The organism is Shewanella zhuhaiensis (genome assembly GCF_022484835.1).
In the GTDB taxonomy this organism is placed as follows: domain Bacteria; phylum Pseudomonadota; class Gammaproteobacteria; order Enterobacterales; family Shewanellaceae; genus Shewanella; species Shewanella khirikhana.
This window is the reverse complement of record NZ_JAKUDL010000006.1, coordinates 229,262-255,627: the sequence shown is the minus strand read 5'-3', so window position 1 is coordinate 255,627 and position 26,366 is coordinate 229,262. Positions and strand designations below refer to the sequence as shown.

20 protein-coding genes are annotated in these 26,366 nt (G+C 55.2%); 9 read left to right on the top strand and 11 right to left on the bottom strand.

Translation table 11 applies throughout. From position 1 onward, the window contains the following. Positions 1–34: 34 nt before the first annotated feature. Genes MJ923_RS16645 through MJ923_RS16635 form a run of 3 tightly spaced genes read right to left on the bottom strand, consistent with a single transcriptional unit; the run spans position 35 to position 4,930 of the window. Positions 35–1,324 carry a sigma-54-dependent transcriptional regulator gene (locus MJ923_RS16645; protein ID WP_240592043.1) on the bottom strand — a complete coding sequence of 430 codons (1,290 nt, stop codon included), beginning with the start codon at positions 1,322–1,324 and terminating at the stop codon, positions 35–37. Further along, positions 1,308–3,671, bottom strand: coding sequence for an ATP-binding protein (locus MJ923_RS16640; RefSeq protein ID WP_240592042.1), 2,364 nt, complete (start codon positions 3,669–3,671; stop codon positions 1,308–1,310). The genes MJ923_RS16645 and MJ923_RS16640 overlap by 17 nt, the downstream gene beginning before the upstream one ends. Further along, positions 3,671–4,930: an ABC transporter substrate-binding protein gene (locus tag MJ923_RS16635; RefSeq protein WP_240592041.1), complete on the bottom strand. Its 1,260-nt coding sequence runs from the start codon at positions 4,928–4,930 to the stop codon at positions 3,671–3,673. The genes MJ923_RS16640 and MJ923_RS16635 overlap by 1 nt, the downstream gene beginning before the upstream one ends. A 258-nt stretch (positions 4,931–5,188) precedes the next feature. On the opposite strand from MJ923_RS16635, the gene MJ923_RS16630 reads away from it, so the two are divergent. The 4 genes from MJ923_RS16630 to MJ923_RS16615 all read left to right on the top strand — a co-directional run bounded on the left by MJ923_RS16630 (position 5,189) and on the right by MJ923_RS16615 (position 9,470). Continuing rightward, complete coding sequence (locus tag MJ923_RS16630; protein WP_240592040.1) at positions 5,189–6,526, top strand: MFS transporter; 1,338 nt, start codon at positions 5,189–5,191, stop codon at positions 6,524–6,526. Positions 6,527–6,584: 58 nt separating this feature from the next. Further along, entirely contained in the window at positions 6,585–7,607 is a 1,023-nt protein-coding gene (locus MJ923_RS16625; protein ID WP_240592039.1) for a porin, read from the top strand. A 207-nt stretch (positions 7,608–7,814) separates the two neighbouring features. Further along, positions 7,815–8,753: a DUF72 domain-containing protein gene (locus MJ923_RS16620; protein ID WP_240592038.1), complete on the top strand. Its 939-nt coding sequence runs from the start codon at positions 7,815–7,817 to the stop codon at positions 8,751–8,753. A 252-nt stretch (positions 8,754–9,005) separates the two neighbouring features. Then, a complete protein-coding gene (locus MJ923_RS16615) occupies positions 9,006–9,470 on the top strand; it encodes an Sbal_3080 family lipoprotein (RefSeq protein ID WP_239886357.1) in 465 nt (154 codons plus the stop codon). Positions 9,471–9,496: 26 nt separating this feature from the next. On the opposite strand, the gene ric is transcribed toward MJ923_RS16615, so the two are convergent. The 5 genes from ric to MJ923_RS16590 all read right to left on the bottom strand — a co-directional run bounded on the left by ric (position 9,497) and on the right by MJ923_RS16590 (position 15,004). Next, entirely contained in the window at positions 9,497–10,201 is a 705-nt protein-coding gene (gene ric / locus MJ923_RS16610; protein ID WP_240592037.1) for an iron-sulfur cluster repair di-iron protein, read from the bottom strand. A 319-nt stretch (positions 10,202–10,520) separates the two neighbouring features. Further along, the gene (locus MJ923_RS16605) at positions 10,521–10,904 is read right to left on the bottom strand and encodes a DUF3718 domain-containing protein (protein ID WP_240592036.1); all 384 of its coding nucleotides are present in this window, start codon (positions 10,902–10,904) and stop codon (positions 10,521–10,523) included. Between the two features lie 411 nt (positions 10,905–11,315). Then, positions 11,316–11,975 carry a hypothetical protein gene (locus MJ923_RS16600; RefSeq protein WP_240592035.1) on the bottom strand — a complete coding sequence of 220 codons (660 nt, stop codon included), beginning with the start codon at positions 11,973–11,975 and terminating at the stop codon, positions 11,316–11,318. Between the two features lie 173 nt (positions 11,976–12,148). After that, positions 12,149–13,996, bottom strand: a complete 1,848-nt coding sequence (locus MJ923_RS16595) for a choice-of-anchor I family protein (protein ID WP_240592034.1) — start codon at positions 13,994–13,996, stop codon at positions 12,149–12,151. Between the two features lie 93 nt (positions 13,997–14,089). Beyond that, complete coding sequence (locus MJ923_RS16590; RefSeq protein WP_240592033.1) at positions 14,090–15,004, bottom strand: alpha/beta hydrolase; 915 nt, start codon at positions 15,002–15,004, stop codon at positions 14,090–14,092. Positions 15,005–15,407: 403 nt separating this feature from the next. Here MJ923_RS16590 and MJ923_RS16585 point away from each other — a divergent pair, with 403 nt between their 5' ends. Together MJ923_RS16585 and MJ923_RS16580 are read left to right on the top strand one after the other, a co-directional pair. After that, entirely contained in the window at positions 15,408–17,723 is a 2,316-nt protein-coding gene (locus MJ923_RS16585; RefSeq protein ID WP_240592032.1) for an immune inhibitor A domain-containing protein, read from the top strand. A 327-nt stretch (positions 17,724–18,050) separates the two neighbouring features. Then, the gene (locus MJ923_RS16580) at positions 18,051–18,299 is read left to right on the top strand and encodes a hypothetical protein (RefSeq protein ID WP_240592031.1); all 249 of its coding nucleotides are present in this window, start codon (positions 18,051–18,053) and stop codon (positions 18,297–18,299) included. Positions 18,300–18,331: 32 nt separating this feature from the next. On the opposite strand, the gene MJ923_RS16575 is transcribed toward MJ923_RS16580, so the two are convergent. The 3 genes from MJ923_RS16575 to MJ923_RS16565 form a co-directional block, all read right to left on the bottom strand. Then, complete coding sequence (locus tag MJ923_RS16575; protein WP_240592030.1) at positions 18,332–18,709, bottom strand: hypothetical protein; 378 nt, start codon at positions 18,707–18,709, stop codon at positions 18,332–18,334. 165 nt (positions 18,710–18,874) lie between these two features. After that, positions 18,875–19,693, bottom strand: coding sequence for a DUF4253 domain-containing protein (locus MJ923_RS16570; protein ID WP_240592029.1), 819 nt, complete (start codon positions 19,691–19,693; stop codon positions 18,875–18,877). A gap of 393 nt (positions 19,694–20,086) precedes the next feature. Continuing rightward, a complete protein-coding gene (locus MJ923_RS16565; RefSeq protein ID WP_240592028.1) occupies positions 20,087–22,036 on the bottom strand; it encodes a metallophosphoesterase family protein in 1,950 nt (649 codons plus the stop codon). Positions 22,037–22,616: 580 nt separating this feature from the next. On the opposite strand from MJ923_RS16565, the gene MJ923_RS16560 reads away from it, so the two are divergent. From MJ923_RS16560 to MJ923_RS16550, 3 genes are all read left to right on the top strand, one after another. Beyond that, positions 22,617–23,732, top strand: a complete 1,116-nt coding sequence (locus MJ923_RS16560) for a sugar diacid recognition domain-containing protein (RefSeq protein WP_240592027.1) — start codon at positions 22,617–22,619, stop codon at positions 23,730–23,732. Between the two features lie 120 nt (positions 23,733–23,852). Then, the gene (locus tag MJ923_RS16555) at positions 23,853–25,115 is read left to right on the top strand and encodes a GntP family permease (protein WP_240592026.1); all 1,263 of its coding nucleotides are present in this window, start codon (positions 23,853–23,855) and stop codon (positions 25,113–25,115) included. 9 nt (positions 25,116–25,124) lie between these two features. Further along, entirely contained in the window at positions 25,125–26,306 is a 1,182-nt protein-coding gene (locus MJ923_RS16550) for a glycerate kinase (RefSeq protein ID WP_240592025.1), read from the top strand. The last annotated feature ends 60 nt before the right edge of the window (positions 26,307–26,366 follow it).

Genomic DNA, 26,366 nt, shown 5'->3' with positions numbered 1-26,366 from the left:
ATAACACGGGTTTCGCCCTCTGGCCAGCGAGGGCTCAGCCCTTGCCCGGCTTCACCGGCTTAAAACACTCCTTGTCGAGGCCGTACTTTTTCATCCGCAGGTAGAGCTTTTTTCGGGGCACATTGAGGTGGTCCGCCGCCTCCGACACCCGGCCCGAGAACAAAAACAGCGCATCCTCAATCAGACGCTTTTCATAGTCGTCCACCAATTCATCCAGCGGGCCTTTAACCGAGGGCGCCGCCGCAATCCGCTGCACATTGGCCAGTTTGACTATGCCCACCGCGTAAAGCTCGGCCACGTTGCGAAGCTCCCGCACGTTACCGGGCCAGCTGTGCTGTTTGAGGTTGTCCAAATAGCGATTTTCCACCGCAGGCACCTTGCGCGACAGTCGGCGGCAGCTCTCTTTCAGGAAGGCCATAAACAGCGGCACTATGTCGCTTGGACGTTCGCACAGGGCTGGCAGCCGCAGCCTGACCTGGGAGAAATAATAAAAGCACTCAGGGGTGAGGGTTTGCTGCTGTACCAGGGCTTCGGGCTGGCTTTCCAGAATGGCAATGGTGCGCACGTCCTTGTTGCCACGGCGTTCCTGATCCAGCAGAAAGCTTGCCAGCCAACGTTGGCTGTCGGTGGGCAGATGCTCAAGCTCCCGTAAAATCAGGGTGCCGCCACGGCTGGCATCCACCGCCTGTTGCAGTTTCTCCGGACTTTCCACCAGAGCGCATTCGAGCTGTTGCAGTGGTCCTTCGGCTCTGGGGCCAAGCTGGTGCAGCAGTGCCGCCAGGGTGTTGCGACCAACGCCGCGGGGGCCTTCCAGCATCACGTCGCGGTCGGTTAAGGCCAGTTGCCCGAGCTGCTCTCTGAGGTCGTTGATTTGCGCACTGCTGCCAAGCAGTTGACCTGCGAGAGAGTCCTGAATCGTTTGCCGCTGGCCAATCAGTTGATGGCGCTGCATGGCGGCCTTTTTTACCAGCGCAAGAAAGGTCGGTGGGTCGAGGGGCTTTTCAATAAAGTCGGCGGCGCCTTGCTTGACCGCCTTTACCGCCAGTGGAATATCGGCGTGCCCCGTGATCATAATGACCGGGATCTGCGGGTCGATGCTGTGCACGGCTGCCAGCAAATCCAGACCGTTCATGGCGGGCATGTAGATGTCGCTCACGACCACACCGTCCCAGTCGCGGCTCAGTACCTCCAGCGCCTTTTGCGGCGAGCTGGTTGCCCGCACCTGATAGCCAGACAGATAAAACAGCTGCCGACAGGCATCCAGCACGTCCTCATCATCGTCGATAAGCAGCAGATTCGGCTTGGGTTTAAGCAGATGGGACATAGGGGAACTCCAGCAGCATCAGGGTGTTGCCTTCCATGGTGCAGGCAAGGCGGATATCGCCTTCCTGGCGCTCCATCAGGGTTCGACAAATCGACAGCCCCAGCCCCAGCCCCACTTCTTTGGTGGTGACAAAAGGCGAGAACAGTTTTTGCAGTACAGCCTCGGGAAAGCCTGGGCCAGTGTCGCGAATGGCAATCAGGGTGCTGCCGGGCTGCGGCAGCTGTTCGATAAGGATGTGCCTGTGCTCGCAGCTCGCGATGGCATCGAGGGCATTGACCAGCAGGTTAATCAGCACCTGTTCTATTTCCACCGGATCGCCAATCACGCTCAGCTTGGCCTCAAGGCGGCTTTCTACCTGCACGTTATCGCGCTTTATCCGCGGGGCGAGCAGCAGCAAGGCGCTATCGGCCACGGCGCCAAGGGACAGGGCTTCTCTGACCCTGATTGCCGGCGTTTTGCGGGCAAACTCTTTCAGCGCGCCCACAATGCGGTGCATCCGCTGGCTGAGCTGACCGATGCGCTCAAGATTATCGGTCAGCAGCGTCATGTCGCCCTGCTCGGCGGCCATACGGCTGGTGTAAAGGAAGGTGGAAATCGCCGACAGCGGCTGATTCAGCTCGTGGGCCATGCTGGTCATCGCCTGGCCCAGCACCGCCATTTTGGCTGCCTGAATGAGTTCGTCCTGAGCCCGCAGCAGGTCATTCTGGGCTTGGGTGCGGCGCTCAACTTCTTGTTCAAGCTGCTGATTTTTGTCTTTCAGATCCCGGGTGCGCTCGGCAACCCGCTCCGACAGCTCGCGGGCCGTCAGCTCCTGGCGGGTCATGTCGGTGATGGTGATAATGGTTTTAAGCTCCCCCGCCTGCTCATAGCGGCGAAAATCGAAGTGCCAGAAGGCCTGTTGTTTGTCGCTGCCAAGCTCCAGCAGACAGTGACTCTGGCCGAGTCGCTGCAGGTTACTGCCGGGGGCAAACTGGCTTGCCAGTTGCTGCGCTGCTGCAGGGGGAAATGCCTGCCACAGCAGTGACTGCTCGGGCTCATTGCCCAGGGGCAGCAGTTCGCGGGCGATGGGGTTGACCGATTCAATGGTGCCATCCATCAGGCAGGTGATAAGGCAGGCCTGGGTGTTGTTAATCAGGTTGAGGGCATTGGTTTTGTCCATCAGTTGCCGCTGGGCACGGAACTGCAGCAACTGCTCGCCAAGGCGGCCAATCTCGTCGCTGCCACGCACGCTCAAGGGGCTCGACAGGTCGTTGTTGCACACCTTGGCCAAATCTTCGCTGAGCAGGTTCAAGCGGCCAATCAGACGCCTGGAAATCAGCCCGGTCAGTACGAAGGTGCTTAAAATCAGCGCTCCGGTGAGGATGAGCAGCAGCCAGGCTTTGCCCTGACTCACCTGGCGGTTGGTGGCCCGCACCAGGGACTCAAGATTGGTGTTGGCCTGGGCCACGGCAGTGACCACCTGCGCATGGTAGGGTTGGATAAGCTCGTTGATTTTCGGTTGCAACGCTTTGATTTTACGCTGGTTTTCCACATCTTCACCGAGCAGTTGATGCAAGGCGCCTGCGGGTTTCACCAACTCCACCAGTTCCTGCAATATCTGGCGATGGCTCACAGTCGATGGGTAGGCCGCAAGCTGGGTGGTGAGCAGCCTTAACTCATCGATTTGAAAGCCAATAAATGAGAAGGCATGCTCCAGCTCCCTTTGATGACGCTGGTTGATAATCTCGGTGCTGAGCTGATGAATTTCGTTCTCTTTCAATGCGATATTTTGCAGTACCGAAAACTCCTGCAGCACCGAGTTGATGGTGTTGGCCGAAGTGCGGTTGCCAAGCTGGGCGCTTAAGTGCCAGGCCACTTCCTGCAGCAGCGGCGTCATTTCATCGGTCAGGTCCTGATGCAGCCTGGCCAGCTGCTTTTGCTGCGATGCCAGATGCTGCGCCAGGGTCAGTTGGTGGCGCAGCAGCTGATTCTGGTTTTGGATCAAGGCTTCAAGCTCGGCAAAGCGGGCCTGTTGCCGAGCCAGTTCATCGTCGCTGTGCAGGTTCACAAGGTAAGCATTTTCAAGCTCGCCCATGGCCTCGGTAATCTGCCGCTCGAGGGTCAGCAGGGTGATTTCATCCTCGGCGCCGGGCAGTTGTCCCAACAGCTGCAACAGCCGGTTACTGGCGCGCTCCAGTTTGTAGGTGGCATTGATGGTGGGTACGCTTTCACTGATGATGCTGCTGACCTGAGCGCTGAGCTGTGTCCATACCCCGAGGCTGGTCAGGCCGACCAGCAATGTCAGCCCCAACATGGCCGAAAAGGCAATAAAGAGTCGCCTGCCAAGGGGCGATTGGGACTTGGACATCAGGGGTACTCCAGGGTGCGAACCAGTGCCATGGCCTGCTCCAGTTGCTGAGCGACCTGCATGCGCCAGTCCTGCATGGTGCGCTCCATCTGCGCCGAGGGTTGCTGTTCATAGTCGGCAAACACCTCCTGCAGATCGGGCGACATGGCCTCGGCTTCGCTGATGGGCACCCGGCTGGCAAGGGCGATGGCCTGGGACAGTACCTGATGGTTTTTCGGGGTGTTTTTCATGGCGCCCTGGGCCTTGATGATGGCAAGCCAGGTATAACGAAGTTTAGGTAGCTGCTGAGAAATCGCCTGCTCAAACAGCGCTTTAATCACATTGTTGCGTAAAAAAAGCTGTTGTTTTTCGATAACAAAGTCGGTGCTGTGGGCCAGCTTGTCATCGTTTAAGGGCGTTTTGGCGAATTCGGGTTCGGTGAGAATGGCCTGCCCCTCGTCCGACAGCAAAAAGTTCAGAAATTGTCTGGCTTTATCGGCGTGGGCCGCCTTGGCAGTGAGGCCGCAGTAGGTGGGAAGAATGACGGTATCGGGCAGATAGCTAAAGCCCACATACTCGAAATGGCGCTGGGCGGCACTGGCGTAATTGTCTATCACAGGGCCTGCGCCCACCAGGCCACGGCTGATGGCATCGCTGACCCCGAAACTGCGGGCCGACAGCGAGGCAAGATTGCCTCCAATGCGCATCAGCAGTGCCCAGCCTTTATCCCATCCCTCTGATTGTAATATGTTTTCCACCATCATATGGGTGGTGCCTGAATGGCTGGGCGAGCTCATCATTACATGGCCGTTAAAGCCGGGCTGGGCTAAGTCCTGCCAGCTGCGGGGCTGTGGCAGTTTATGTTTATCCAGGTAGTCGCGATTGAACATCAGCCCAATGCCGGAGTAAGCCACCGGCAACACATAGTCGCTGGCCGGCAGGCTGTGGGGCGCAAGCCAACTGGGGACATTGGACAGCTTGCCAAGCGGTGCCAGCAGTTTTTGCTGATGCAGGGTTTGAAACAGCGTCGGCGAGGACGACACCACCAAATCCACCTTGGGCTGGTTACCGTCGGTCAGCAGCCGGATGGCGGGCAGGGTGCGGCGGTAAATCACCCGCACTTCGCATTGCTCCCGGGTCGAGAATTTATCGACCAGTCCTTTAAAGGGCAGCTCGGAGAAAGAGGTGAGGATCACCAGGCAATTGTCTTTCGCCTGGCTGGTAATTGGCCAGCCAAGGCATAGCATCAGTAGTAGGGCGAGCAGTTTTTTTTGTGTCATGGCTCAAATTTTTTAATCAATTTTTAACGTTTTTTACACCTGAGTGAGTCGGAACTGACCCAAGGTTGGCCTATTTTCCAACAATAAGTGTTTATCGGTGAGTGTAGCCATTCCAATTTTGACCCGGAAATTCTGCCTTTTGAGTTAAATCTGACCCACTTTACGGCTTTTGTCCCCGGCAATTGTGCCTGAAAAGATGCTCGCAAGTCGGGAGCCGGATCCCGGCGAACGAGCAACTTAAACGTGGGAGGAAGGCAGATGCTGGACTTTTTCAAAACGCGGCCGGATCAGCCCCTGATTGAAGGGACACCGGAAAAAATCCGCTCAATTTATAAGAAATATCAATGGCAGGTGTTCTTGGGACTGGTGCTGGGTTATGCCATGTTCTACGTCGCCCGCATGAGTTTGAACGTCGCTAAAAAACCTATGCTGGATGCCGGCATTGTGACCCTGGATGAGCTGGGGATCATAGGCTCGGCATTCTTCTTAACCTATGCCGTGGGTAAGTTCTCCAACGGCTTCCTGTCGGACTACGCCAACATCGGCCGCTTTATGTCGGTATCGCTGGGGCTGTCGGCCATCACCTGTTTGCTGATGGGTATGAACACCGCCACCTTCTTCTTCATCCTGTTGTGGGCGATGAACGGTTGGTTCCAGTCAGTGGGCAGTGCGCCTTCGTGCGTGTCGATTTTCCAGTGGTTCTCGCCGAAGCAGCGTGGCTCTGTTTACTCCATCTGGGGCGGCTCGCGCAACATAGGTGAAGGTATCACCTGGATCCTGACCGCCACCGTAGTGAGCTTCTTCGGCTGGAGAGCAGGCTTTGTGGGTGCCGGTATTGCTACCTTTGCCGCCGCCATCGCCATGTACTTTGTGCTTAAAGACAGACCGCAAACCTATGGTCTGCCAGAGCCAGCCGTTGCCTATGGCGAAGACGCTGAAATCAAGAAGAAGATTGACCCCAAGGAAATCCGCCGTGCCCAGCTGTTTATCCTCAAGCAGCCTACCGTGTGGATCATCGCCCTTGCCTGTGCGGCCATGTATATCTCCCGCTATGCCATGAGCTCCTGGGCCGTGCTGTATCTGCAGGAGTCCAAGGGCTACAGCCTGATTGATGCTGGCTTTGCCATGTCGGCTTACCCCATCGCCGGTTTCGCCGGGGCCATTTTGGCGGGGATCATCTCTGACAAGCTGTTTAACGCCAACCGTCATATCCCAACCCTGCTGTACGGTCTGGCCAACATTGCCGGTCTGTGCCTGATGTTCTGGGGCCCACAGAGCCGGGTGGTGGATGCCGTTGCCCTGGGTCTGATTGGTTATGCCATCGGTGGTCTGGTGGTGTTCCTGGCTGGTCTTACCGCCTGTGACCTGATGCCCAAAGCGGCTGTGGGGGCGGTGAAAGGCTTTATCGGCCTGTGCTCCTACATCGCCGCTTCTGCCCAGGAAATTGTGTCTGCCTCTTTAATCACCATTACCGAAATCGATGGGGTGAAGCAGTACGACTTTTCAACCGCCCAGTACTTCTGGCTGGCCGCCGCCGTGGTGTCCATGTTCCTCGCCATGAGTGTGTGGAATGCCAAGAAGGTAGTGGATTACTGATAACGGCCGGGCCACCTGCGGGTGGCCCAAGCAAACCAATCGCGTAAGGAATTTCATTATGAACAAAGCTCTTATTGCACTGGCACTGCTTGCTCCCGGCAGCACTGCCCTGGCCGCCGATGCAGACTTTTATGGCCGTATCAACCTGTCGCTGACCGACTCGGACCTTGGCGTGGCCGCCCAAAATGGCAAGGCTGGTACCGTACTGGAAAACAACTCTTCCCGTATCGGCGTAAAAGGCAGCGAAGCCATTGGCGACGGGCTGGAGCTGTTTTACAAGCTGGAGTTTGGGGTTGATAACTTTGATAACTCGGGCAAAACCTTCAAAGCCCGTAACACCTATATAGGGGTGAAAACCGACTTCGGTGCCCTGACCTTTGGCCGCAACGACAGCGTATTCAAAACCGCCGAAGGCAAGGTAGATATCTTCGGCACCAGCAACTCGGATATCGACCGGCTGTTGCCGGGGCAGGGTCGCTTTGGCGACAGCCTCACCTATCAGTCCCCCAAACTTGGCGGACTGGTGCAGCTTAACGGCACTTATCTTCTGAGCGACAACTATGGTGCCGATGAGGCAGCTTATGCGGTTTCGGCCACTGCCGGTGACGCTTCACTGAAAAAGCGGCCCTGGTATCTGGCCCTTGCCTACAACAGTGGTATCGACAATATCGATGCCAGCCGCGCCGTAACTCAGGTGAAGCTCGGCGAATGGACGCTGGGCGGTATTTTCCAGCAGAGCGAGCATCAGGATCCGGCGTTTGCCGCCCTTGATGGCAACAGCTGGTTTGTGAATCTCGCCTGGGATCTGGGTAAGACCCGGCTCAAGCTGGAGTATGGCCAGGACGATGCCGGTCTTGGCAAATATGTGTCGCGCTTTATCAAATCACAAACCGACGGCAAGCTCAGCGATGTCAGCGAGGTGGATTTGAGTCAGCTCAGCCTCGGTGCCAACTACAAGCTCGCCAAGAGCACCCAGCTCTATGGTCATTACACCCGCTTCGATGGCGACCTGCTGCTTGGCGGCCTGAATGTCTCCCTCGATGACGACCTTATCACCCTGGGGGTTCGCTACGACTTCTAAGGAAGGTTTATTTCCACTGTACCAGCTATCTCAAGCGGGCATTGGCTCGTGATTGCTCCTTCACCCTGGGCAATGGTCGTCGGGCGCCTCTTCACCGACGGCCACTTTTTGCTGCCAAACCACAGCACTGGTTGATTACTCCCCCTGGCCGTGACAAGCCGCGCCGCTTTGGTTAAGGTGGCACTCCGGTTGTTTTGGTGCCTTTTTATGTCGCAAGCTCAGTTACCCCGCCTTCGTGTTGGTATGGCCATGTGGTCGCACAAGGGCTGGAAGTCTTTGCTGCCCGGCTCGGGCGCCGAGGCGCGTCTGGCGGCCTATGCCGAGGCCTTCGATACGGTCGAAGGCAACACAACCTTCTACGCCCTGCCATCGGCGCAAACAGTCGCGGTCTGGAATAGCGCCACGCCGGATGGCTTTCGCTTCACCTTCAAGATGCCCTCGCGCATCACCCACGAATTGGCGCTCCATAACAGCCAACAAGAAGTGACAGCCTTTTTCAGGCTGATGACGCCATTGCTGGCCAAGACTGCCATCTGGAAAATCCAGCTGCCAGCCCGTTTCGGACCCGAATCTTTACCGGTGCTCGAGGCATTTTTGTCAACCTTGCCAGAGGGGATTGGCCTTGGAGTGGAGGTGCGTCACCGGGCATTTTTTGCCAAGGGTGAGGCCGAGCGCGACTTCAACCGTTTGCTGATGGAGAAAGGGGTCAATCGCATCATCATGGATACCCGGCCTGTATTCGCGCTGCCGCCCATCAATGAGGCGGTAATAGATGCGCATCAGAAAAAACCGCGGGTGCCGGTGCATCCCATCGCTACGGCGGCCAACCCAGTGGTGCGCTTTATTGCACAGCCCCACGCACTGCAAGCCTGGGGCGTTGAGCCTTTAAGCCTTGGGCTGCAACCGGGCTGCGACAATCAAAGCTTCTTTACGCCTTGGCTGACCAAGCTCGGGCAGTGGCTTGCCGAAGGACGCTCACCCTATCTGTTTATCCATACGCCCGATAACAGTGACGCACCTGAGCTTGCGGCTGTGCTGGTTGCCAGCCTGTCAGAGTCGTTGGCAGCACAGGGCCTAGAGGCCGCAGTGTGGAACCCGGCGGTGGTCAATGCCCGTCAGCAGGATGGGCAAATCAGCCTGCTGTAAATGCCTTTCCCCACCAAGGCGTCTTAGCCTGTTAAAAGCCGTTGTTAAGCGCGCTCATCTCTGTATGTTTTTCATCTTGGGCTCTTTTCTGTCAGCGCTTGGTGCTCATGCAGAGTGCTGACAGGGGATCCTGCTTAAGTGTGGTGTCTCGCCGGTTTTGGTTACAAAGATGTTGCATTCAAACTTTGTGCTGATAGAGTGACGCTGGCGCGTTGAACGCGCCAAAACATAACAATTATCAAGGAAAGAATAATGAAGAAGATCATTGTGTTGGCGCTATTCGCCAGCTTGCTTGGCGGCTGCTCAATCAAACAACATGTGGATCCGGCCAACATCAATCAGCAGGCGACTGTGTGCGTGCTGGAAAACCCTGATGTACGTGAAGGTTTTTTGCAGGAAGTCGAGAAGGTACTGCGCGAAAAGCAAATCAACTATCAGGTAGTAAAACAGCTGGATGCCAACAATAACTGTGAGTGGACCGCCACTTACACCGCCAACTGGGCCTGGGATTTGGCCCTGTATATGGTCTATGCCGAAATCAAGGTTTACCACCAGGGCAAGCTCGATGGTCAGGCGATTTACGATGCCCGCATGGGCGGCGCCAATATGAACAAGTTTATCGACGCTGAGCCGAAAATCCGCGAACTGGTTGAGCAACTGATTGCCCAGAAACAAGCCGCCAGAACCTGGGCTGCGCCATGGCAAGTCGCGCCCTGAGTCAGAGCGCTATTACAGAATGAAGCTCACCCCTGGGTGAGCTTCAGTGTTTTTGGAAACAGTAAATTGTTTTCCAGATGAATATGACGATGTAAGTCGGCTTCAAACTCGGCCAGGGTCTGGTAACAAATGCGCCAGGTGGTGCAGGCGTGGGCCGGTGGCTGATAGTCCTGGGTCAGTTCCCGCAATCTTTTCAAAATGGTGCCGGCTTCGTCGTGTTCGTATTCCATGGCGCGGATGGGATTGCCGATATGGCCAAAGCAGCCACTCACCTGTTCGCCACCAGCCATGGCGAGAATGGCAGGAAACAGGATTTGTTCTTCCTTCATCAGGTGCGGCAGCAAGTCTTCTACCAAAGCCTGGATCCAGCCTGCCAGCGGTTTGATTTCGGCGTGGCTGTCGCCGTGGGCGCGCACCATTTTAGCGGCGTACTCCAGCAGTAAGGGCGCAGTGGCGCGTACATAACTGTGGTGCGTCTCTTCAATGTAATCAATCAGTTGTGGCAGGGGTAGCTCAGCCAGCAAGGCATCGGGCTCGCCCTCGGCAGCGCTGTGTTTCATGGCATCCACCACAGCTGTGGTATCGGCCTTTGCCCGCTCGCAGGCTTCCCACAGGGTGCGGCCACCACCACAGCAAAAATCGATACCAAATCGGGAAAACACATGGGCAAAACGGTAGTCCTGAGCCACCAGTTCGCCAACGCGGGTTTGAAGCAGGGCCTCTGTATTCATGCTGGAATCCTTTGCTGTAATTTATATGCATGTTATTGAGCTATGCCAGGAGCAGCAACGAAAGCCTGAGTGTTTTGCTGGGGTAATCACATTATCGGGCGACAATTATGCCAAAAGGAGTAGCGGTTACTGGCATAGGCTGGCTTCACTTCAGAGGTGAGTCAAAGCGGGTTGGTAAACTAAAAGCAACTTACACAAAAAAAGCGACGCAAACAGGAGGTTGTTTACGCCGCTTGAAACCCTGCCCCGGCAGGCGCTGGATCCAGCCCCGTCCGGCGGATTGCACAAGTGTTGGTTTTGGCCGTTGGCGTTGCCGCCATCAACGGGACGACACCTGCACGTACACCACTTCATCGTCGCCCTGGGCATTTGCCGCCGACAGATCTTTAATAGTCACGCTTTCAATGGCCTTGTTACGATCGTAAGAGTGGCCAGCCAGGAAGGTATATGCCTTGTCGGCGCCGTACTGATAGGCGAACTGGGCCAGGCTCTTACCGTTACACTGCACGCTGTTGGCGTGGTAGCGGGTGCTGCCATGCTGTTCATTCATTTGCAGTCGAAGCTTGCCGGCTTTATTGCTGCCAGCGGCAATACACATTTGGGTTTCGGGCTTGGTGTCAGTCCCGACAAAGCGGTATTCGGTGGCACTGGCGGTGCCAAGGCCCAGCAGCAGTACGGGGGCGAGCAGGATACGTGCGTCCATAGATGATTTCCTTGTATTGACCAACTTCACTGATAAAGGCCACGTTGGGCCGGTTGGCCCGCTTAGCGTCAGCAGCTGATCTTCAGATACTGTTGCATGCGCTCGCGGGCCGTCTCCTTTCCTTCAGGCACATTCTGGCGCGCTTGAAAGCGCAATGCTGTAAGCAGGTGTTGAAGACTTGTATCAGTTTGGAAATTCTGTGAGGGCGGGTTTCGCAGCGTAAGTAAGTGTGTCTCTGGGTGTCAGTAGACACACAAAACCTGGGTTGTGCGGTGGCAAAAATTGAAAATAATCTGCAAAAACGACTAAAGCAGGGCAAAGAGCAGCCTGTTTGAGTCATGAAAACAAGGCCGCAAGCCCCCCGAGAATATTGCCGCAGCGCCTCGGGGAGTTTCTTTGGTAACTGTTAGCTTACTTGGTTCCTGGCTCTGAACCCGCAGGCAGTTCGGCTTCTGGCTCGGGGCAGTAAACTTGCCAGTCTTTGACGTAAAACACCTTTCCTGCCAATACGCCGAGCTTACGGGGATCTGTTGCCATGGATGCCAGCCGGAACACCCGGCGGGGCTTAACGGTGATTTGGTTATCCGGCTGCTGACTGCGGTAGTCTTCGGTGCCAGTGCTTTTCAGGGATGCCAGCCAGTAGCCATTGTCGTTATACAGCTTCAGGGTGCACTCTTTGGGATCAAAGCGCCACAGGCCACTGTAGCTGGAGCCACGGACATATTGGTAATCCATTGGCGTACGTGCAAAACCATCCGCGGCCTCATCCAATACGGCGTTTTCGAGGCTTTGCGAATGCTCTTTTTCCAGGCGAAAGCTCTGGCGGTAGGGCTGCTCTTCGGGCTTATTGCCCCGCATATTGTGATAGGCGCTCAGATCCAGGCTCCAGCGCTCGGCCAGGGTGGCGGTTTCGAAAGAGGCCGGGGTGTAAATCACCTCCACCACACCGGCGTAGCTCGTCGGCGGAGAACGGTAATTGGGGCCACGGTACATAACGCAGGCAGACAGGCTTGGCAACAGCAGTGCCAGTGTCAGGGCTTGCAGGGGCGATAGCGGGGATTTGGCTGCCATTGATACGTCCTTATTCAATGCAAGATGCGCAGGTATGGCTATCTTACTGCTATCTTATTGAAATATCGAATGAGCGCCCCTGATCATGCCCGGATGTGTGATGTGCCCTGGAAGCCGCAGCGGCCAAAAAGTCAAAAGGCGCCCTCAGGCGCCTTTACCCTGAATACCGCGACTCAGTCTTTTTCGTTGACCTGATACACGGTAACCGAGCCGCTGACTTCGTTGCCCACAATCAGCAGCGGCGCACCGCTGGGGCTGTCTTCGGCGGCAATGAATTTGATGCTCTCCGGGCCAAGGTCGCCGGCATTGGGCACCTCGGTGCAATCCATGCCTTCGGCGCTGTCGCAGGGATCGGCCAGATCGTCATCCATCTCGAAGCTCACCTCGAAGTTGCGGTTGTTGTAATGGGCAACAAAGGCGGCCTGGAATGGATTGGTGATGTCATACACAAACAGGTCGCCGGAGCGCTCCTGGCCGATAAAAGCATAGGTGCGGCCCTCGATTGTGCCTACATCTATGGCTTCCGGTTCGCCGCCCTTGTCGTCAGAGCGGTCATCGCCCTTGTTCTCGGTGTGGGCGCTGTTGAAATACTTACCGAGAATCGCCGAGCCGATGCGGCCAAAGTCATCACCCGAATCAAATACCTGATTCATTTGCGCATCCCAGATGGAAAACGAGCGGCCGCCGTAGGCGTACAGGCGCTCAACTACGCCGTCTTTGTCTTCATCCAGCAGGGCAGATGTTACCTTCAGGCGTCCCAGCCCATCCTTGCCGCCGCTTTGGTCGTACAGCGCCTGCAGCTCGGGGGAGAGTTGCAGGTTGAACTCGTCCGGGTCGATTACATCGGCGACGCGGATATCTTCCGAGTAGGCGTCCCAGTCGCGGGAGTCGCCTTCGTTGGCGGTCACAATAAAGGAGGCGCCATTCCAGCGGTACGAGGCAATGGTGTCGGGCTGATACAGACCATAAACTCCGGGGGCGTATTGCAGATTGGCAACACCGTCTTTGTTGGTGAAATCGAGGCGGTACTGGCTCCAGTCCTTCAGCCCCAGTGCCTTGATCTCCACTGTGTTGGTTTCGAGGTCGAGAATGCCGATGGCATTGTTTTCCTGCAGCGATACCCAGGCGGCTTTGCCGTCGTCGGCCACGCTGATGTACTCAGGTTCCAGATCCTGAGCCACAGTGGTGCCATCGGGGCTGGCAAACTTCACCCCGGCCGCGGTCAGCAGGGCACGGCGCTCGGCCTCGGTATCATAGGCATCGGCCTTGATAAGCTTGCTGGAAAAGCGGATATCGTCATTGAAGTTGATGCTGTCAGCATAGTCGGATGGCTGACCATTTTCAAAGCCAATCAAACTGATAGAGCCTTCGGGGTCGGCCAGATAATCGCTATCTGGCTCGCCTTCGTTGGCAACCAGCACCTTGCTGCCATCGGGGGTGAAGGTCAGCATGTCGGGCAGGGCGCCCACGGCCACGGCTTTAACAAAGGTGGCGGCACCATTGCTGTCGAGCTGATAAAAAAGCACCGCACCTGTGGCGGTCTTCACGGCGTTTTCCACTGCAATTGCCAACCAGTCACCGTGGATGGCAATGGAGTTGGCCACCCCCAGCGCCAGTTCCATATCGCTGTTATCGCTCGCTTTTACGCTAACGGCAGCCGGGAAGGTCATGGGCGCCGAACTCAGGCTGTTGTCGCTGACTGGCGTCGCTACTGCGGCGGTAGGCAGGCCCGCCAGCTTGATAATTTCAATTTGGTTACTGGCGGCATTAATGGCAAACACGCTGGCCGAGCTTTTGTGAAACTGCACAATTTCGGCGGCAGACTTGCCGTAAATGCCACTGGCGAAGCGGCCAACTACCTGAATTTCCAGCTCGCGCAGCGCATCTTTACCTGGCTGACCTGCCTGTCCGGCCGCGCCGGGTGTCCCCTGTTCGCCCTGGGCGCCATTGTCACCGTCCGATGAACAGCCCGCCAGCAGCGCGGTAAGCGTCAGCGCCAAAATCCCCTGTTTGAATGTCATCCCTCTTCCCCTGCAAAGTGTGTGTTAAATGGCAAGATGAAACCCACTTTGGATGACAGGGGGATGACGTTTGTGTGTCAGCTGGATGAATTGTCAGTCGTTTTGCGGACGACCCAGCAACCAGCTCAGGCCGTGAATGGCGCTGGTGGGGAAGGCAATGCTGTGGTCGGCTTCAGGTATTTCGAGGTACTTAATCTCGAGCTGACGCGCCGGCAGGGCGCTGAACCTTGCCTTCAGTTTGCGGGCGCCCGCTACCATGTCATGACGCTGAGCTGGCGGCAGTTCGGCGCTGCCCACTGCGATAAATACCCTGCCTGGCCGCAGCGGTTTGCTGTCGGCAATGGGCGCCACAGTGCTTTTCAGCACAGCCTCGTTATCGAACCACACCGATGGGCTGCCGAGGATGTAATCATCGAAGAGTTCCGGGCGCGCCTGGATGAGCCAGCCACCAAAGAGCCCGCCGAGGGAGTTGCCGATAAAAATGCGTCTGGGTGTCTGCGTGGCGCCTGCGCCTTGACCTGCTGGCACAAAACGACGGGCAATCTCATCAAACAGTACCTGCTCGATAAAGTCGGCATGGGCCGCCGCGCCGCCAGTGGCAAGCTTCCAGTCGTTACTACGGGTCGGCGTATAGTCGCGAACCCGGCTTGTCTGGCCTTTATCGCCCAGGGCGTATCCTATGCCGATAACCAGTGCGTCCTCCATGGCGCCGCTGTTTACCGGAAAGCGCATGGCCCCTGTAACTATCGGGAAGGCGTAGGGGGCATCGAGCAGATACACCTGCGGCGCCGTGGCAAGTTTCGCGGTTGACTTGGGTAGCTGCACCGCAATCTGATAACGCCGCTGGCTGAGTGGATCCTCTAGTTCAAACACCGCAGAGCGGGGCAGGGTAAACCCCGCGACGCCTGCGCTGGGCTCAGTGGTGCCTGCTACGGCACTGCCGACAGTGGCGACGTTCACTATGCCCAGCAGCAGGCATGCACAAGGGAGCGAAAAGCTCAGGGTCATCAAAGCATTCCTTGCATTGAGTCGGCGACAGTTGCGCACTGGCGAAATAGTCGTCCGCAGGAAGAAGTCAGCCAGTCTGCCTTAATCTGCCCTGAGAAGAAACACGCCCATGCAGCTGGTGGCCATTAAGGCTGTTCGCTGTGCTTGTGGTGTTGGTTTGTCTTGGCCGCGGGTAAGTTTTTGAGAACACCCACAAAAGAAATGAGTCCTCTTTTGAGCGTAATGATTAAATAATACGCTGTTTTGTAAGCACTCATCCGATCTTCCAGCTAATCGGCGATTTTGTTAACGCTTTGTGTTGATCTTGTTTGTCATGTGATCAATAGTCATCGTTCGCTCGATTTTTGAGCACAGCATTGCATTCAAACGAAGGAATGACATCACAGGATTTCGGGGGAGAAAAATGATTCGGAAATCTCTTATTGCATTGTCGGTAGCCACTGGTGCCTGCATCGGTTTGCCAGCGCTGGCAGCAGACCAGCCTGAGCTGCATCAGCAAGGTGGCTTTGATATGGCTATTGCCGATGAGCACAAGCTTATCTCTATGTTAAAGCAGTCGGGCAAAATTGCTCAGAACGCGACATTAAACGAGGCCGAACAGGCCCTGGCCAACTACCTGCGCGAGCGTCAGGAACAGGAGCGCGTTCGCGCTGGTTCTGTTTCAGATGAGGCCATCAAGCAGTTTGGTTTAGGCAGCAAAAACCACTTCGGTGGCGCCCTGCAAAATGGCGGCGGCAACAAGCTGGGGATTGGCAAGCACAACAAGCCTGCGCCCATGATGCTGGAAAACTATGAAGGTGAGCAGCGCACAGCGAAAATCCTGGCCATTTTGATGGAGTTTCCGGATTTTCCCCACAACAGTATTCAGCCCGGTGAAACCGGCATGTACTACGAAGACTACACGCCTGCGCATTACAGCTCGCTGATGTTTGGTCAAAGTGGCTGGACCGGCCCTGCCGGGCAGAACTTTGTCTCCATGAAGCAATACTACGAAGCACAGTCGGGCAACAGCTATTCAGTTGAAGGCCAGGTTGCCGGTTGGTACATGGCGCAGCACAACGCCGCTTATTATGGTGGTAACCCTTCCGGCAATATCCGTGCGCTGGTGCGTGAAGCCCTGGCTGCCGCGGCTGCCGATCCCAGTGTGGATATGTCGCAGTTCGATATCGAAGACAGATACGATCTCGATGGTGATGGCAATGTGTGGGAACCCGATGGGCTGGTGGATCACGTGATGATCATCCACTCCAGCGTGGGTGAAGAAGCCGGTGGTGGTCAGTTGGGTGAAGATGCCATTTGGTCGCACCGCTGGAACCTCGGCAGCGTGTTCGGCATTCCCGGTACCTCAACCCCAGTTCCTTATTGGGGCGGCGTTATGGGCGCGTTCGATTACACCGTGCAGCCAGCCGATGGCGCCGTGGGCGTATTTGCCCACGAATACGGCCACGATTTGGGCCTGCCTGATGAATACGATACCCAGTACACAGGTCGCGGCGAGCCCGTATCTTCCTGGTCCATCATGTCCAGCGGCAGCTGGGCCGGTGTGCTTGGCGGTACTGAGCCAACCGGTTTCAGCGCCTGGGCCAAAGAGTTCCTGTCGAACAGATGGGGCCTGAACTGGCTGTCTGGCAGCACCATTCATTTCAATGACATTCCTGCCGATGGCATCACTGGCCTGTTGGATCAGGCGGTGTCCAAGGGCACCAACAACGATGCCATTCGCATCGACTTGCCCGAAAAAGAAAACATCATTGTGACCCCCACCAGCGGCGAGTACGCTTACCATGGTGGTTCAGGTAACAACCTGCGTAATCAGATGTTTATGCCTCTGGATTTGAGCAGCGCCAGCAGCGCCAGTGTCAGCTTCAAAGCCTGGTTTGATATCGAAGCCGACTGGGACTATGGCTACGTGATGGTTTACAACCCTGCCACTGGCACCTCTGAACCCGTCGCAGGTAACATCACCACCAACAGCAACCCCAATGGTCAGAACTTTGGCAATGGCATCACAGGTCAGTCCGGTGGCTGGGTGGATGCCAGCTTCGACCTGTCGGCCTATGCCGGAAAGCAAGTGTACTTGCTGTTCTACTACTGGACCGATGGTTATGTCGCCAACCCAGGTCTGTACATCGACGATGTGCAGGTATCGGTTGATGGCAGCAGCAGCGCCGATGACGTGGAAGGCACTGGCCTGTTCACCCTCGCGGGCTTTACCAAGGACACAGGTAAGTTCTTCACGCCACACTACTATCTGGTTGAATGGCGTAACCATCAGGGCGTAGATAAGGGCCTCAAGCACATCAATGTGGCCGGTCAGTTGATGGAATTCAACGAAGGTCTGCTGGTGTGGTACGTTGACCCCTCCTTCGATAACAACTGGGTAGGCGTACACCCTGGTGACGGCTTCCTGGGGGTGGTTGATGCCGACCGTCATACCAACCTGTGGAACGGTGGAGACGTAGCCTCTACCCGTTATCAGATCCACGATGCCGCCTTCAGTATCGACAAGGCGACCAAGCTGGAATTGGATCTCAAGGCCTACGACCTGCATATGCGTGACAACTACACCAAGCGTAACCCTGTGTTTGATGACAGCACCTCCTTTATCAGTGCCGACATCCCAGACGCAGGCCGCAACGTGCCGAACTACGGCCTGAAAATCCGCGTAGTTAGCCAGAGTGACGACAAGTCTGTGGGTCAAATCCTGATCTACAAATAAGCCACTCGCTTTTCACTGAACGCAAAATGCCAGTCGGTTCGCCGACTGGCATTTTTGTCTGGCTGCGGTTTAACTGGAGAGTTATTTGCCGCCGAGCCTGTGGTTAGAGTGTGGTTCTGCTGCTCCTGCTCCTGTGGTAATGGCCGCGGCCTGATCTGGATCAGGGTAATTTATGGCTATTAGATTAATCTTTATGAGAATTGGCTTAAGTGAACATTCCCAAGCTTAGTGCAGCGCTAAAGGCCGTAAACAGGGGCATTGGACAAGCCAAAAGAGAAAAGGGCTAACAGGAACGATCAAAAAAGAACGAGCAAAGAGGCTGAAGCGATGCGAGACGATACCCTGAACCGTGTGCTGAAAACCGTGATGCTGACAGGCATCTCGCTGATCCTGCTCGGCATCTACCTGCATAATTTCAGCACTAGCATCGAAGCCATGGGGGTAAAGGGCATTATTATCAGCGCCATCTGTGTGGCGCTGGGCATGGCATTATCGCTACCCACCAAGATGTACCTCACCTTTATCTTTGTAAGGCGGGAAGAGGCCGCGAAGCGTGAAGCTATTGAGTGCGACTGAGTTAGCTTCTTAGGGAGGTACTGGGGGATGTCTCAGAGTGTCAGCGAATTGATAAACCTGGCCGTATCTTCAACTTCCTGCTCGGTGTAAATGGCAGTTTGGGTAACCAAGGCGTTGTGGTAGCGAATCATCCGTTGGATAACCTGGCGACTGCCAAAGTCCATTTTGAACTCGTAGCCTTCGTAGCCATTGATCAGGACAAAACTTTTGTCGAGTAATTTAGCCCCTTTTGCTGTTAACACGTGGGGATAGGCGTCGTCGATACTGAAATCAAGGTTTTGCATTACCCCCAGGCTGTAATCTGCAGCACCATGTCGAACGCCTTTCCACTCAACAGGCATGCCCTGAACTGTGTGCTGTTCCACTTTGGGTGGTTTGGGAAACGTGACGTTGATATTAACTGTATCCATGGAAACAATTTGCCAATTCACTACTGGTTTGTCGGGGGCCGCATAGTGCTTTTATATTGGTCATAACCCCCGTATGCCAGTGCGCCAACGAGCAAAATTTTCAAAAGTCCATTCATGGTTCTTATTTCCTATTGCATTAAAGCCAAATTGTAATTCGACGAGTGATTAATCCCACCAAAGGTATATTTCATCGCAGACATCGAAATAATCTTCCAACTGTTCCTGTGTCGAGTCGTTTTGCTGCAGGATGTCTGGGCAGAATGCGACAACGGATTTGGCAAGGGCTTTGGGATCGCTGGGAAAGTCGGCAAACTTAACCAGAGTAGAGTCAAAGCTGACCGACAATACCCGTACTACATCCCATTCTTTCAGCTTGGCAATAATTTCTTCGGTACTGAAACCCATATTGTTGGCGTTTGTTTTGCGGTAGTGCAAAACATCCCAAGGCTCACTACCCTTGATGATGGCAAAGCCGTTGCCGTAGGTATATGAGTGGTTGAAAAATAGCAGGTAACCCTTGCTCTCGCATTCTGTCATCAGGTCGCCGTAGTCAAAAGAAATGCGCTTGTGGGCCACAGAGGATTGCCAATCTGGATTGGACGACTGCAGAAAAATGCCTTCACAGGGACCTGCCGGGTCTTCGTAAGTGATGTCTTGATTGTGTACCTGAAGCAGGGGTTTTACGGCACTGTTGGTGAATCTTTTCAGCTTTAAGATCAGCTCACTATCAAAGCCCAAGCTGTCAATCAGTACTGTTTCTTCCTCTGTTAGCTTAATTCGCTCACGACGTCGCGCCTCGGCCTCCGTCTTGGCTCTTTCGGCTTCCTCTCTGGCTTTAGCGGCTTTGTTTGCCATTGCCTTTTGGTGTTTTTTTTCCAATTCGTCCGTAGCTGAAGACTTAAACACCTTGGCGATTGTAGTCAATAGCATATAAATAGCAGCTACTACTATCAACGAAGTACTATAAACGACGAATTTATTCATGTTTCAGTTCCTTGAAACGACTCTCAATATGGCCGAAGTCTGTGCGGTAAGCGAATGGATAAATGTGAATTGTCTGAGAGTGTAACGGCTTTTATAAATTTACTTCAATGCCTGGCAGGTAGTGTTTAAAAAATAATGGTACTCCGAGCGCCCAATGGGTATTTATCTCTCGCTCGTTCGGTAATTCGCTTGTTCGGTACTTGTTTGGTACATAGTTACTTAAGTTGCATCTGAAGATGATATGCCATGAATATATTGAAAGCTCTAAAATCCATTGGATGGCCCCCCGCTAACATTGAGTTTGGGTCGAGGCCAAAAAAGTGCATGTTATGGTTGTCCTGTCATTTCTGAAAATGATCGCATGACCGGTTCTCCTTCTCGCTGGGATCAGTATCAATGTATCGACAATACGCGCCCTGAATGCTTGTTGTATATCCACTCGGCTCGGCTGGCATCTATTGCTCTGTAAAAACCATACCGACGACGAGACTCGGAGTGACGGGTCACTTTAAGGTCCAGAATTAACAGCTTTTGGGCTTTGGCATGCATATACTGACGGCAGGTTTGGGTCAGGTAGCCATCTTCTTTATTGCAAGTAGGTTCTTCCTTCCCGATAGAAGCACGGTTTTCGAACTCTATACAGGCCTCTGTAAAAGGCGTGGCGATAGCGCCTGAATTGTCGGGGGTACAGATGCCAGAGGCTTCCCAGGCCCGCATCAAATGGCTTATCACCGATGCCAGCGTGTAAAAGTGAGTCGCCTTTTCCTGCAGGAAAATCGAAGGTGAGGTGAGCTCGTGATAACTTAAATCGCTGTAAGGCGACATGGTTAAACCATCGTAGAGTTCAAAACCGTTGTGGTTCGGCATAGGTAACCTCGGCGGCATCGGTTTGTCTATAAGGGCTGTTTGCTGGTCATCATCTTTGTGTTGCTTGTTCGTCTGCTCAATCTCCCATGGCTGCACCCGGTATAATTGGGTGATCAGTTGCCGGTTTTCTACAGTGAGCCGTCGATATTCAATTGGCCAGTCGGTAACACTGCCAAGGTTGATTTCATTTACCTGGGGCCGGGGCATCTTATGATCTGTCATCAGGTATTCGAGCGACTCATCTGGTAGCTCTTCACCATGGGCATTTTGCAAAATAAGGGTCGCAGTTTTTGCCAGGTAATCCATATTGGCATCTTGCTCTGGGGTGGCCTGATTAACAAAACCAAAGTGAGTATGAGCGGAGAAATAGGCTAAAATTTCGGGGCGCTCCAGCTCTTTAAGCAGCGGCTTGCTGGTGTCTTGCAGAGCTTTCAATGGGTGATGGCCCATAATTAAAAACTTATCGCCGGGATGATCATTGAGAATTTGGGTTAACGCCGACAGTTGCTTTCGGCGCACCTGTCCGTTAAGTCCGGGATTAACCCCTGGTAAAAAAGGTATAGCACCAACTAGATTGCTGGGTGTTCCTTCGTAGTCGGTGGTATCCAGCAGGATCATTCGCAATTGTTGACCGCCGGCCAGTTCACCCAGCCAGTATTCCTGCAGTATCCAGGACCGCCATGGCTTTTCTTCATCCAGCTCTATGTGAAGTCGTTGCAACCGATAGCCTTTAATACCGGTAAATTCGCAGGACTCTGTGCCTGAACAACCGAGCCGCGATCCTGAATAAAGTTGAGGCTGCTGCTGCAGTAAATGGACGTATTCTTCCAGAAAGCGATTCTTGGTCATGTGGGCATTGGTATCGGCGTCGGCATTGGGATCAAAGCTTCCCTGACAACCTCTCGCCCAAGCCTCTTCCACACTCCAGGCGGTGCCTTGCCACCAGGTCCCGGCGGTAACACCATAGTTAAAAAAATCATGATTCCCAGGGGCCATTACCAGGCCGTCTATTTCAGGGGCGGGTTCTTGCGCCTGGCCCAAATAAGGGGCGACGCTGTGGCGTGGTAAAAAGCCAAACTGGCCGACAAACCTTTCCCATTCTTGTCTGCAAGCGATGTTAAGGGCATCACCAAGGTGCACCATCAGCGGTGTGCGAGCCTGCGCGGTTTCCCTTTGCAGGATTTCCGAAAGCACCTGCGGGGCAAAAAGATCGAGTGCGGGAGGCCTTATGGCCACCGGCGAAACCATGTCGGCAAATGAATTGCGCAGAATATAGGGGTCGGTCAGAACATTATTGATTTGGTTGTCAGCGATCAGGGTGACAGGTATCAGGCTGGAACCCGTCACCTCACTTTGTAGCACCGTGTGTTGTGGCATCTGGTGCTTGGCGAGGTCTTTATCCGTCAGTGTGGAGCAGCCAACGATAAGCACAGTGCTTATTGCCAAGATAGAGGCTGAGACTTTACCTGGATACATGTTTATATAATCCCTTATCTGATAGACGTTTGTATTTACATCCGCAGCTTAGTTGAGGGCAGATGTGTACATCCTTTCCTGCGTTTTCCCTGATAGAAAGCTCAGGGGATAGTCTATTTTTAATACAGATCGCGAGAGTTGTAATCAACATGTTTTTAACAAATCGGGTTTAACCTCCGCCGCAATTGCATATCGGGCGATGTGTTTTATCGTCTACCAGGGCCTGAAGGCGCAATACTTGGGGCTTACTCAGTGGCTGACTATCAAGAGGCAGCCGTTCACGAGAGTCGGGACAGGCATAACACGCTACTTGATATTGGCTCCTGAGTCTTCCTTTCGTCGCCTCGTGTCCTCAGTCGGGCAAGTTGTATACAGGCGTATTTGGTACCAACGACTGTTGGCATCGCAAACATCAACAGGGCGTTTTATGGCGGCAGCTGTATCGGGTACAGTGCTATCAGGTAAAGTGGCTTTGGCTGCGCGCTTTAGCAGAGCCTTCAGTAGAGCTTATAAGCTCTGCAGTCGCAGCCAATGGCCGCTGGGCTGAGATAGTCAGCAGCGCTTCAGTTTCGGAGAACCTATGCAACTTAACGATGCCCTGGCGGCGCAGATTGTCAGCCGGGCGATGAAAATCCTGTCGTTTTCGGTCAACGTGATGAACGAGCACGGGCTGATTATTGCTTCCGGCAATCCACAACGGCTGCATCAACGCCACGAAGGGGCGGTGCTGGCGCTGGCTGAAAATCGGGTGGTGGAGATTAACGAGGCCACCGCACGGCAGCTCAAAGGGGTACGGCCGGGTATTAATCTGCCAATTGAGTATCAGGGCAAGCGCATTGGGGTTATCGGAATTTCGGGCGAGCCCGATGAGGTGCGCTCCTACGCTGAGCTGGTGCGGATGACCGCCGAGCTGATTTTGGAGCAGGCGGCGCTGACCGAGCAGCTGCAGTGGGATAAGCGCCACAAGGAGGAACTGGTGCTGCAGCTTATTCGCGGCGAGGGCAATGTGGATCAGTTGCAGCAGGCGGCGCGGTTTTTAGGGCTGGATTTGGCGCAGCCCCGCGTGGTGGCGGTGCTGGCGCTGGAAGAGGCGCAGCCGGCGCGGCTTAGGGAGCTGGTGCATGAGCTTGAAAACCCCGAGCGCGACAACCTGGTGGCCATTCATGGGCTGGATGAAATTGTGGTGCTTAAGCCTGCCAAAATCGTCGATGAGGTATGGCAGTCGGAGCAGGAGCGCGGGCGGGTAAAGCAGCTTTTGGCGCGTATTCCGCACTTTAAGGTACGGATTGCGGTGGGCGATTATTTTGCCGGAGTCGATGGGCTGGCGCGCTCGTACCAAACCGCTCGCGACACCCTGCGCCGGGGCATGCGTCAGGCACCGCGCAAGCAGGTGTACTTTTTTGAAGACTACCGGCTGCCGGTGCTGCTTGGTAGCCTCGCCGATTCGTGGCAGGCCGATGAGCTGCGCGCGCCGCTGAAACTCCTTACCCGTGCCGACACCAAGGGCGTGCTGGTTAAAACCCTGCGGCAGTATTTCGCCTTGAACTGTGATCTTAATCGCTGCGCCGAAGCCCTGTTTATCCACCCCAATACCCTGCGCTACCGCATCAGCCGTATCGAGCAGATAACTGGCTTGAATATCAATAACCTGGATGACAAATTGCTGCTATACCTCGGGCTGAATCTTGAAGAGTGATTTATTTGAATAAACAAAATTAAGGTCGAAATTAGCGCTGATATTTGGATGGTTTAACAAAGCTTTCTTACTGCCAATCATCATAATGGCCACTAATTACACATAATAAAGGTGTCTGTCATGACTTCGGTAACCGCCCTTGGCGCCATTGCAGCCTTATCCATCGCTATCTTTCTTATCCTCAAAAAGGTGCCCCCCGCCTACGGCATGATAGTCGGTGCCCTTGCAGGCGGCCTGATTGGCGGAGCCGACCTTACCCAAACCGTGGCGTTGATGATTGGCGGTGCCCAGGGCATTACCACCGCGGTAATGCGGATTCTGGCGGCCGGTGTGCTCGCAGGTGTGCTGATTGAATCCGGTGCGGCCACCACCATTGCCGAAACCATAGTGAAAAAGATAGGCGAAACCCGCGCGCTGCTGGCGCTGGCATTGGCCACCATGATTTTGACCGCCGTGGGCGTGTTTGTGGATGTGGCGGTAATTACAGTAGCGCCAATTGCGCTTGCCATTGCCCGGCGTGCCGACCTTTCCAATGCGGCGATTCTGCTAGCCATGATTGGCGGCGGTAAAGCGGGTAACGTGATGTCGCCCAACCCCAATGCCATTGCGGCGGCCGATGCCTTTAACCTGCCGCTGACCTCGGTAATGGCAGCTGGCATTATCCCTGGCATCTTTGGTCTGGTGATGGCCTACTGGATTGCCAAGCGCTTGAATAACAAGGGCAGCAAGGTTGCCGCCGAAGAAGTGGTGAGCGTGGATGAAAGCAATCTGCCACGCTTCCTCGCCGCTATCAGTGCGCCGCTGGTGGCCATTTTGCTGCTGGCACTGCGCCCCATTGCCGGCATTGTGGTTGACCCGCTGATCGCACTGCCGCTGGGCGGTTTGGTGGGCGCGCTGATGATGGGTAAATTCTCCAAGGTGAACCAGTATGCGGTGTCGGGCCTTGCCCGCATGGCACCGGTGGCCATTATGCTGCTGGGTACAGGTACCCTTGCGGGCATCATCGCTAACTCGGGCCTCAAGGATGTGCTAATCAGCAGCCTGAGTGCCTCTGGTTTGCCATCTTACCTGCTTGCGCCTATCTCGGGTGCGCTGATGTCGCTGGCGACGGCCTCAACCACAGCCGGTACCGTGGTGGCCTCTAACGTCTTCAGCTCGACCCTGATTGAACTGGGCGTAAGCGGCCTTGCGGGTGCGGCCATGATCCACGCCGGTGCCACTGTATTTGACCATATGCCACACGGCTCCTTCTTCCATGCCACCGGCGGCAGCGTGCACATGGGTGTGGGCGAGCGCCTAAAGCTGCTGCCATACGAAACCGCTGTCGGCCTGACCATTGCCACTGTTTCTACCCTGATGTTTGGTGTATTCGGCCTCGCCTAAGGATTTGATATGAAAATTGTAATTGCCCCTGATTCATTCAAGGAAAGCCTGAGCGCCATGGAAGTGGCCGATATGATAGAGGCCGGTTTCAAGCAGGTAATGCCCGATGCCAGTTACGTGAAACTGCCGATGGCCGATGGCGGCGAAGGCACGGTGCAATCTCTGGTGGACGCCACCGGCGGCGCCATAGTGCCGGTCGAGGTGACAGCGCCGCTGGGGAATAAAATAGAAGGCTTTTTGGGGCTGCTCGGCTCTGATTCTTGTTCGGATGATGGCGCTGATAAGCAAGGCCGCGCTGCAACAGGCAAACGTGCCGTTATCGAGATGGCGGCGGCATCGGGTATTCATCTGGTGGCGCCCGAGCAGCGAAATCCGCTGCTGACGTCAAGCTTTGGCACCGGCGAGCTGATTTTGGCGGCGCTGGAGCGGGGCGTGACTCACCTGATTTTGGGGATTGGCGGCAGCGCCACCAATGACGGCGGAGCAGGCATGATAACTGCCCTTGGCGGCAAACTGCTGAAAGCCGATGGCAGCCCGATAGCCCTTGGCGGCGGCGGTCTGGCCGAGCTTTGCAAAATAGATTTATCCGGCCTCGACCCACGTTTGGCGGGGCTGACCATCGAAGTGGCCTGCGATGTGAATAATCCACTGTGCGGCCCCAAAGGTGCCTCGGCGGTGTTTGGCCCGCAAAAGGGCGCCACACCTGAGATGGTGGCCACGCTCGATGCCAACCTTGCCCGCTATGCCGACTTTATCGAAAGCACCCTTGGCAAGTCAGTCAAAGACATCCCCGGCGCGGGGGCGGCCGGTGGCATGGGCGCGGCGCTGGTGGGTTTACTTGGCGCCGAGCTTAAGCCCGGCATCCAGATTGTGATTGAAGCGCTGAACCTTGCTGATGCTGTGGCCGATGCCGATTTGGTTGTTACCGGTGAGGGCCGTATCGACAGCCAGACTATTCATGGCAAAACCCCCATCGGCGTGGCCCGCTTCGCCAAGCAGTTTGGCAAGCCGGTGATTGGCATAGCAGGTTGCCTTACCGACGACTGCGGCGTGGTACACGACCACGGCATAGATGCCGTATTTGCCGTGGTAAACCGCGCCATGGCACTGCCGGAGGCGCTTGCCACTGCCCGCACCAACCTTGAGCTGACTGCCCGCAACGTTGCTGCGCTGTACCGCTTACCACGCTGAGCAAGAATGACAAAAGGCCGAAGCAGATGCTTCGGCCTTTTTTTTGGGTTGGTAGACGCT

What these genes read in the sequence shown, in the direction of transcription:
- MJ923_RS16645 (WP_240592043.1), bottom strand. Translation starts at nt 1,324, where the DNA reads ATGTCCCATCTGCTTAAACCCAAGCCGAATCTGCTGCTTATCGACGAT.
- MJ923_RS16640 (WP_240592042.1), bottom strand. Translation starts at nt 3,671, where the DNA reads ATGTCCAAGTCCCAATCGCCCCTTGGCAGGCGACTCTTTATTGCCTTT.
- MJ923_RS16635 (WP_240592041.1), bottom strand. Translation starts at nt 4,930, where the DNA reads ATGACACAAAAAAAACTGCTCGCCCTACTACTGATGCTATGCCTTGGC.
- MJ923_RS16630 (WP_240592040.1), top strand. Translation starts at nt 5,189, where the DNA reads ATGCTGGACTTTTTCAAAACGCGGCCGGATCAGCCCCTGATTGAAGGG.
- MJ923_RS16625 (WP_240592039.1), top strand. Translation starts at nt 6,585, where the DNA reads ATGAACAAAGCTCTTATTGCACTGGCACTGCTTGCTCCCGGCAGCACT.
- MJ923_RS16620 (WP_240592038.1), top strand. Translation starts at nt 7,815, where the DNA reads ATGTCGCAAGCTCAGTTACCCCGCCTTCGTGTTGGTATGGCCATGTGG.
- MJ923_RS16615 (WP_239886357.1), top strand. Translation starts at nt 9,006, where the DNA reads ATGAAGAAGATCATTGTGTTGGCGCTATTCGCCAGCTTGCTTGGCGGC.
- ric (WP_240592037.1), bottom strand. Translation starts at nt 10,201, where the DNA reads ATGAATACAGAGGCCCTGCTTCAAACCCGCGTTGGCGAACTGGTGGCT.
- MJ923_RS16605 (WP_240592036.1), bottom strand. Translation starts at nt 10,904, where the DNA reads ATGGACGCACGTATCCTGCTCGCCCCCGTACTGCTGCTGGGCCTTGGC.
- MJ923_RS16600 (WP_240592035.1), bottom strand. Translation starts at nt 11,975, where the DNA reads ATGGCAGCCAAATCCCCGCTATCGCCCCTGCAAGCCCTGACACTGGCA.
- MJ923_RS16595 (WP_240592034.1), bottom strand. Translation starts at nt 13,996, where the DNA reads ATGACATTCAAACAGGGGATTTTGGCGCTGACGCTTACCGCGCTGCTG.
- MJ923_RS16590 (WP_240592033.1), bottom strand. Translation starts at nt 15,004, where the DNA reads ATGACCCTGAGCTTTTCGCTCCCTTGTGCATGCCTGCTGCTGGGCATA.
- MJ923_RS16585 (WP_240592032.1), top strand. Translation starts at nt 15,408, where the DNA reads ATGATTCGGAAATCTCTTATTGCATTGTCGGTAGCCACTGGTGCCTGC.
- MJ923_RS16580 (WP_240592031.1), top strand. Translation starts at nt 18,051, where the DNA reads ATGCGAGACGATACCCTGAACCGTGTGCTGAAAACCGTGATGCTGACA.
- MJ923_RS16575 (WP_240592030.1), bottom strand. Translation starts at nt 18,709, where the DNA reads ATGGATACAGTTAATATCAACGTCACGTTTCCCAAACCACCCAAAGTG.
- MJ923_RS16570 (WP_240592029.1), bottom strand. Translation starts at nt 19,693, where the DNA reads ATGAATAAATTCGTCGTTTATAGTACTTCGTTGATAGTAGTAGCTGCT.
- MJ923_RS16565 (WP_240592028.1), bottom strand. Translation starts at nt 22,036, where the DNA reads ATGTATCCAGGTAAAGTCTCAGCCTCTATCTTGGCAATAAGCACTGTG.
- MJ923_RS16560 (WP_240592027.1), top strand. Translation starts at nt 22,617, where the DNA reads ATGCAACTTAACGATGCCCTGGCGGCGCAGATTGTCAGCCGGGCGATG.
- MJ923_RS16555 (WP_240592026.1), top strand. Translation starts at nt 23,853, where the DNA reads ATGACTTCGGTAACCGCCCTTGGCGCCATTGCAGCCTTATCCATCGCT.
- MJ923_RS16550 (WP_240592025.1), top strand. Translation starts at nt 25,125, where the DNA reads ATGAAAATTGTAATTGCCCCTGATTCATTCAAGGAAAGCCTGAGCGCC.